We start from the raw sequence: 7,766 nt of genomic DNA, 5'->3' as shown, positions 1-7,766 counted from the left end.
TGCGGCTGGGCCGGGCTGCGCGCGGCTGGGTGCGGCTGGGTGCGGCTGGGCCGGGCGCCGCGCGGCTGGGCTGGGCTCGGCTCGGGCTCGAAGAGTAGGCTCAGCCGGATGAGCCTCGCCGCCGCCCAATTCGTCTCCAGCACCACCCTCGGAACCCGAATCGTGGTGCGCACCCGCATCGAGGGCGGGGTCACGGATGCCGTGGGTTACTTGCGGTCCGTCTCCGACACAGGGTGCATGGTTGAGACCAAACGCGGTCTGGTCGTCCTCGCACTCGCCGATGTCGTGGCCGCGAAGCCGGTGCCGCCGCCGCCCGTGCCGCGTGCGCCGCGGCATCCGCTCGCCGACTAGCCCCCGGTGCTCGCCGGTGGTCGCCGGACCTGCCCCGACACTCCCGTGGCCAACTCAGGAGATCCTTGGGCGGCCGCAGTCTGCTCCGCACTGGTCTGCGGCCACGGCGGAGCGGTCCGCGCGGATCTCCTGAGTTGGCCCCATGCCAGGCACGGTCGGAGCCTCGCTTCGTGCATAACTCCTGCCAATTCTCGGCGGGGGCTGTTTCAGGGCTCTATTGGCCACATCCGGCAGATTTTTGCGGGAGCTATGCCCGCGGGTCGGTGGCTAACTCAGGAGAACCACGGCCAGTTGCGGTTCCCGCCCCCGGAATCAGGCGGTGGATGTTTGCGTGCGGCTTGGATCTCCTGAGTTAGCCCCATCCGGGCACGGAAGCAGCCCTGCGGGGGCGGAAGATTCGAACCCCCGAGAGTTGATTGTCGAGTTCGTCGAGACTAATGCCCGCCCACGTGCTGCAGCACGATTTGGCGGAGAATGGGGGATTCGAACCCCCGAGGGCTCTCACCCAACACGCTTTCCAAGCGTGCGCCATAGGCCACTAGGCGAATTCTCCTGGCCGAACGTTCCCTCAAGGAACGACCTAGGGAATCTTACCTGTTTTCGGCGGCCTCCGTGCACACTCGCCCCGGCCGCCCGGTACAGACCCGGTACAGACCCGGTACAGACCCGGTACAGACCCGGTACAGACCCGGTACAGACCCGGTACAGACCCGGTACAGACCCGGTGCAGACCCGGTGCAGACCCGGTGCAGACCCGGTGCAGACTCGGAATCGACTCGGAATCGGCCCGTTTTCGGCCTTGCCGGCTTTGCGTCTAAACTAAGGGTCGGCTCCTCGCGTGGCGCCATCTCGGCCAACTCCCCCAGGACGGAAACGTAGCAAGGGTAACCGGGCTCTGGTGGGTGCGCGAGGAGTCTTTTTCATGCCCGCACGCACCGGAAAAACAGCCACAGCCCAGCCACAGCCCAGCCACAGCCCCGCCACAGCCGCAGGCCGTTAGCAATGATAACGATTTCGCCTCATCTCGTAGGATGAGACGGCGCAGATAACGCCCCCGCCCCGATAGTGCCTGGAGGCACCATGGCTGAAATATTCGGTAAACCCTTTCTCTGGCCAGACCGGTCACCGCATCCGCTCAGCGCTGAAGCGCTCGCCAGCGTCGATGCCTGGTGGCGGGCCGCCAACTACCTGTCGGTAGGGCAGATCTACCTGCTCGACAACCCGTTTTTGCGTGAGCCGCTCACGCGGGACCACATTAAGCCGCGTCTGCTCGGCCATTGGGGAACCACCCCGGGGCTCAATTTCCTTTACGCACACCTGAACCGCGCCATCCAGGAACGGTCGATCAGCACCCTCTACGTCACCGGCCCTGGCCACGGTGGCCCCGGGATGGTGGCAAACGCCTACCTCGACGGCACGTACTCCGAGATCTACTCCGGCGTCGACCAGAGCGAGCAGGGCGTCAAGGCCCTGTTCCGCCAGTTCTCGTTCCCCGGCGGCATCCCCAGCCACGCCTCGTCCGAGACGCCCGGCTCGATCCACGAGGGCGGCGAGCTCGGTTACGCGCTCAGCCACGCCTACGGCGCCGCGTTCGACAACCCCGACCTGCTGGTCGCCGCGGTCGTCGGCGACGGCGAGGCCGAGACCGGCCCGCTGGCCACCAGCTGGCACTCGAACAAGTTCATCGATCCGCTTCAGGATGGCGTCGTGCTGCCGATCCTGCACCTCAACGGGTACAAGATCGCCAACCCCACCGTGCTCGCCCGCATCCCGGAAGAGGAACTCCTCGACTTGATGCGCGGCTACGGCCACAAGCCCTACATCGTGGCCGGCGGCTTCGACGGCGAGGATCCCCTCCTCGTGCACCAGCGCATGGCGCTCACCCTCGACGAGGTGCTCAACGAGATCGCCGCGATCAAGGCGCGCGCCCTCGCCGGCGACACCGAGCGTCCGCGCTGGCCGATGATCATCCTGCGCACGCCCAAGGGCTGGACCTGCCCGCCCGTCATCGACGGGGTGCAGGTCGTCGACTCCTGGCGTTCGCACCAGGTGCCGCTGAGCAACGCCCGCGACACCGAGGCGCACACCCGACTGCTCGAAGAGTGGCTGTCCTCCTACCGACCGGGCGAACTCTTCGATGCGAGCGGCGCCCCCGTGGCGGAGGTTTCGTCGCTGGCCCCCGTGGGCGACCTGCGGATGAGCGCGAACCCGGCCTCCAACGGTGGGCTGCTGCGCCGGGCGCTGAAGCTGCCCGACTTCCGGGAGTACGCGGTGGATGTCCCTTCCCCGGGCGCCACCACCGATGAGGCGACCAAGGTTCTCGGCACCTGGCTGGCCGACGTCATCCGTGACAACCCCGACAATTTCCGCATCTTCGGGCCCGACGAGACGGCCTCCAACCGCCTCGCCCCGGCCGTCTACGCGGCCACCGACAAGCAGTGGAACGCGGAATTCCACGAGGGTGACACGAACCTCGCCCGCGCCGGCCGCGTGATGGAGATGCTCAGCGAACACCAGTGCCAGGGCTGGCTGGAGGGCTACCTGCTCACCGGCCGTCACGGCCTGTTCAACTGCTACGAGGCCTTCATTCACATTGTCGACTCGATGTTCAACCAGCACGCGAAGTGGCTCAAGGTCACCCGCGAGATCCCGTGGCGCCGCTCCATCTCGAGCCTGAACTACCTGCTCAGCTCGCACGTCTGGCGCCAGGATCACAACGGGTTCTCGCATCAGGACCCCGGGTTCATCGACCACGTCGTCAACAAGAGTGCGGATGTCGTGCGCGTCTACCTGCCGTTCGACGCGAACACGCTGCTCGCCACCTACAGCCACTGCCTGCGCAGCGTGGACTACGTCAACGTGGTCGTCGCCGGCAAGCAGCCCGCGCCGAACTGGCTCACCATGGACCAGGCCGTCGCGCACTGCAAGCGGGGTCTGGGCATCTTCGACTGGGCCGGAACCGAGACGTTCGGCACCTCACCCGACGTCGTGCTGGCCGCCGCCGGCGAGGTGCCCACCCTCGAGGTGCTGGCCGCGGCCGCCATCCTGCGGGAATGGCTGCCCGACCTGTCGGTGCGCGTCGTGAACGTCGTTGACCTGATGCGCCTGCAGTCCGAGGCGGACCACCCGCACGGCCTCAGCGACAACGAGTTCGACGCCATCTTCACGGCCGACAAGCCGATCGTGTTCGCCTACCACGGGTATCCGTGGCTGATCCATCGCCTGACCTACAAGCGCACCGGGCACGGCAACCTGCACGCCCGCGGCTACAAGGAGAACGGCACCACCACCACGCCGTTCGACATGGTCATGCTCAACGACCTCGACCGGTACCACCTTGTGATGGACGTCATCGACCGGGTTCCCGGACTCGGCGCCCGCGCCGCCCTGCTTCGCCAGGAGATGCAGGATGCCCGCCTCCGGGCCCGCAATTACACCCGCGACCTCGGGGAAGACATCCCCGCCGTCACCGAATGGGTCTGGGACGCCGATGGCGTCGGCGTGACCCCCGACAATGCCGGTGTCTCCACCGGCGGAGATAACGTATAAACCGTGGCTGACAGTATCTACATCACCTCTGCCGAGGGAAATACCGGCAAATCCACCATCGCCCTTGGCGTGCTCGACACCCTGCTCCGTTCGGTGCAGCGCGTCGGTGTGTTCCGGCCCGTGGCCCGCTCGGCGCACCACCCCGACTACGTGCTCGAGCTGCTGCTCTCGCACCTGTCGAGTGCGTCTGCGCTCACCGTGCAGCCCCCGCTGACCTACGACGACTGCGTCGGCGTCACTTACGACGAGGTGCACCTCGACCCCGACGCGGCCCTCGGCCGCATCGTGCAGCGCTTCAAGGCCGTCGAGGCCCAGTGTGACGCGGTGGTCGTGATCGGCTCCGATTACACGGATGTCGGCAGTCCCACCGAGCTCGCCTTCAACCTGCGCATCGCCGCCAACCTGGGGGTGCCGGTGCTGCTGGTGCTCGGCGGGCGGGTCGGTCCCGGCCAGCGCGACACGCTCAGCCAGGGTGACCGGCAGCTCGGGCAGAGCGACCCGCGCACGGCCGAGGACATCCGCCAGTTGACCGACGTGACCCTGGCGGAACTGCGCGACGAGCACGTTTCACTGCTTGGCGTGATCGTCAACCGCGCCGATCCGACTCGGCTCGATGAGCTCATCGACGCCGTGCGGAGCGTCGTCGACGCCGACATGAAGCCCGGCAGCGGACGCAACGCGGTGCCGGTCTGGGCGCTGCCCGAAGACTCGTTCCTCGTGGCCCCGAGCATGAAGAGCATCCTCACGGCCACCGACGGCACGCTCGTCAAGGGTGACCCCGCGCTGCTGTCCCGGGAGGCGCTCGGCGTGGTCGTGGCGGCCATGTCGATGGTCAACGTGCTGCCGCGCCTGTTCGAGGGCGCCGTGGTTGTGGTTCCCAGCGACCGCCCGCAGGTGCTGCTGGCCGTTCTGATGGCGAACTCGTCCGCGACGTTCCCGTCGATCGCCGGCATCGTGCTGGTCGGCGGCTTCGCCCTGCCCGAGGAGATCGGGCGGCTCGTCGAAGGGCTCGACGCCTCGGTGCCGATCATCAGCACCGAGCTGAACTCCTATGACGCCGCGCTGCGCATCACACACACGCCCGGACGGATGGCCGCCGACTCGCAACGCAAGCGCGACACGGCGCTGGCGCTCTTCGAAGGCCACGTGGAGGCATCCGTGCTGCTCGACCGGCTCAAGGTGAGCCGCGCCGACGTGGTGACGCCGCTGATGTTCGAGTACATGCTGCTCGAACGCGCACGCACCAACCAAAAGCGCATCGTGCTGCCCGAAGGGGACGACGACCGCGTGCTGCGCGCCGCCGCGACCCTGCTGGCCCGCGATGTGGCCGACATCACGATTCTCGGTGAGGAGTTCGAGGTGCGCTCGCGTGCCATCGGCCTCGGCCTGGACATCGCCAAGGCGCAGGTTCTGAGCCCCTTCGACGACGTGCTGCGGCGCAAGTTCGCGGAGGCGTACGCGAAGCTGCGCGCCCACAAGGGCGTCACGGTCGAGCAGGCCATGGAACTCGTCACCGACGTGTCCTACTTCGGCACCATGATGGTGCAGCTCGGGCTGGCGGACGGCATGGTCTCCGGGGCGACGCACACCACGGCGCACACCATTCGGCCGAGCCTGCAGATCATCAAGACGCGTCCGGGAGTCTCGGTCGTGTCCAGCGTGTTCCTGATGGCGCTGGCCGACAAGGTGCTCGTCTACGGCGACTGCGCGGTGAACCCTGACCCCACCGCGGAGCAGCTCGCCGACATCGCCATCTCGGCGTCGGAGACGGCCGTCGAGTTCGGTATCGAGCCGCGCATCGCCATGCTGAGCTACTCGACCGGCGAGTCCGGGCAGGGTGCCGACGTGGACAAGGTGCGGGCCGCCACCGCCCTCGTGCGGGAGCGTCGCCCCGACCTTCTGATCGAGGGTCCCATCCAGTACGACGCGGCAGCGGATGCCGCCGTCGCCGCCACGAAGATGCCCGGTTCGGCCGTCGCCGGCCGCGCCACCGTCTTCATCTTCCCCGACCTGAATACGGGCAACAACACGTACAAGGCCGTGCAGCGGAGCGCCGGAGCAGTGGCCATCGGCCCCGTCCTCCAGGGCCTGCGCAAACCCATCAATGACCTTTCCCGAGGAGCACTAGTGCAGGACATCGTCAACACCGTAGCCATCACCGCGATCCAGGCCGTGACGCTCGCAGCGTCCGAGTCCGGCGCCCCGGCAGCTTCGGCTTCTGGTGCGGCATCTTCCGCTTCGGCCGCAGCGGCGGTGTCCGCATGACCGCCATCCTGGTCGTCAACTCCGGATCGTCGTCGTTCAAGTACCAGCTCATCGACATGGACACCGAAACCGAGCTCGCCAGCGGCCTGGTCGAGCGCATCGGCGAGCCGATCGGGCACTCACGGCACACCGCGGGCACGTCGAAGGACGGCCGCACCGAGCGCGACCTGCCGATCATGGACCACACCGCCGGCTTCGCCGTGATGATCGAGGCCTTCGCCGAGCACGGCCCGAAGCTGTCCGAGACGAACCTGATCGCCGTCGGCCACCGCGTGGTGCAGGGCGGCAACCGGTTCTTCGAGCCGACCGAGATCACCCACCTGGTCGAGCTGAACATCGAGGACCTCTCCGAGATCGCTCCGCTGCACAACCCGGCCAACGTGCAGGGCATCCGTGCCGCCCGCGCCAGCTTCCCGAACGTGCCTCACGTCGCCGTGTTCGACACCGCGTTCCACCAGACGCTGCCGCCGGCCGCGTACACCTACGCGATCGACAAGGACGTCGCGACGCGGTACCGCGTGCGGAAGTACGGCTTCCACGGCACCTCGCACAAGTTCGTCTCGGAGGCCGTGGCGGCCTACCTCGACCGGCCCCTGGCCGAGCTCAAGACGATCGTGCTGCACCTGGGAAACGGGGCATCCGTGTGTGCCGTCGACGGCGGCGAATCGATCGACACCTCCATGGGCATGACCCCGCTGCAGGGGCTCGCGATGGGCACCCGCTCGGGCGACATCGACCCGGCCGTGATCTTCCACCTGCGCCGCCGGGCCGGGATGACCACCGCCGAGCTCGACGACCTGCTCAACCGCCGCGGCGGCATGCTGGCCCTGGCCGGCAACGGCGATATGCGCGACGTGGAGGATGCCGCGGTCGCGGGCGACCCGGTCGCCCAGGCTGCCCTCGACGTGTACTTCCACCGCGTCAAAGGCTATGTCGGCAACTACTATGCGCAGCTCGGAACCGTGGACGTCATCGTCTTCACCGCGGGCGTCGGCGAGAACTCGCCGATCGTGCGCGCGGGCGCCCTGGCCGGACTCGAGGGCATGGGGATCGAAATCGACCCCGTGCGCAACGAAGCCAAGTCCCGCACGACGCGCGTGATCTCCACGGACAACTCCCGGGTAACCGTGCTCGTCATCCCGACGAACGAGGAGCTGGAGATCGCCCGGCAGACGCTGGGGACGGTCAAGCGCACGCATCCGTCGGTGTATGGGGTTCGTTGGTAGGGGTTTCGGCTCCTGTGTCTCGTTGATGCTTTTGTTGATCGGCCGTTCCCGGGTTCCGGGGGCGGCCGATTGGCGTGTGGGGGTTCGGTGCGCTCGGGATGCGGGGGTTCGGGGTGCGGGGTGACGTAACTTCGGAGTTTTTGGCGACACGCGTCACCCCAGGCGTGTGGGGTGACCCGGTGTTTCCGGACAGTCCTCCTGAATTCAGGATTGGATAGACAAATGGAACACGAGAAACACAAACACTTCAGCCCGGAGTTTCGGGCTGCCGCGGTCGCCCGCGTCGCGGAGGGCGACAAATCGATCGTGAAAGTCGCCGCAGCGCTCGGGATCAACCACCGGACTCTGTGGACTTGGGTCAACTCCGCGAGGCTG

5 protein-coding genes, 1 tRNA gene and 1 other RNA gene are annotated in these 7,766 nt (G+C 67.6%); 6 read left to right on the top strand and 1 reads right to left on the bottom strand.

The genetic code is table 11. The features are described from left to right. The coding region (locus E3T40_RS00325) for a hypothetical protein (RefSeq protein ID WP_241981616.1) at positions 1 to 351 on the top strand (351 nt) is incomplete at its 5' end. Positions 352 to 816: 465 nt separating this feature from the next. Here E3T40_RS00325 and E3T40_RS00320 read toward each other — a convergent pair. Then, positions 817 to 904 (bottom strand) — tRNA-Ser (locus E3T40_RS00320). A 272-nt stretch (positions 905 to 1,176) separates the two neighbouring features. Between E3T40_RS00320 and ffs the strand changes: the two genes are divergently transcribed. From ffs to E3T40_RS17420, 5 genes are all read left to right on the top strand, one after another. Further along, positions 1,177 to 1,273: signal recognition particle sRNA small type (gene ffs / locus E3T40_RS00315), an RNA gene on the top strand. A 158-nt stretch (positions 1,274 to 1,431) separates the two neighbouring features. After that, positions 1,432 to 3,900 (top strand): phosphoketolase, encoded by a 2,469-nt coding sequence (locus tag E3T40_RS00310; RefSeq protein ID WP_134542371.1) that lies wholly within the window; start codon positions 1,432 to 1,434, stop codon positions 3,898 to 3,900. Positions 3,901 to 3,903: 3 nt separating this feature from the next. Continuing rightward, complete coding sequence (pta, locus tag E3T40_RS00305) at positions 3,904 to 6,165, top strand: phosphate acetyltransferase (protein WP_134542370.1); 2,262 nt, start codon at positions 3,904 to 3,906, stop codon at positions 6,163 to 6,165. After that, positions 6,162 to 7,391: an acetate/propionate family kinase gene (locus tag E3T40_RS00300; protein ID WP_104193600.1), complete on the top strand. Its 1,230-nt coding sequence runs from the start codon at positions 6,162 to 6,164 to the stop codon at positions 7,389 to 7,391. Before pta ends, E3T40_RS00300 begins: the two co-directional genes overlap by 4 nt. A gap of 222 nt (positions 7,392 to 7,613) precedes the next feature. Further along, the coding region (locus E3T40_RS17420; RefSeq protein ID WP_166786526.1) for a transposase at positions 7,614 to 7,766 on the top strand (153 nt) is incomplete at its 3' end.

The organism is Cryobacterium sp. TMT1-19 (assembly GCF_004403055.1).
Taxonomy (GTDB): Bacteria; Actinomycetota; Actinomycetes; order Actinomycetales; family Microbacteriaceae; genus Cryobacterium; species Cryobacterium sandaracinum.
The sequence above is the reverse complement of the archived record's forward strand: the minus strand, read 5'-3'. Positions and strand labels throughout refer to the sequence as shown.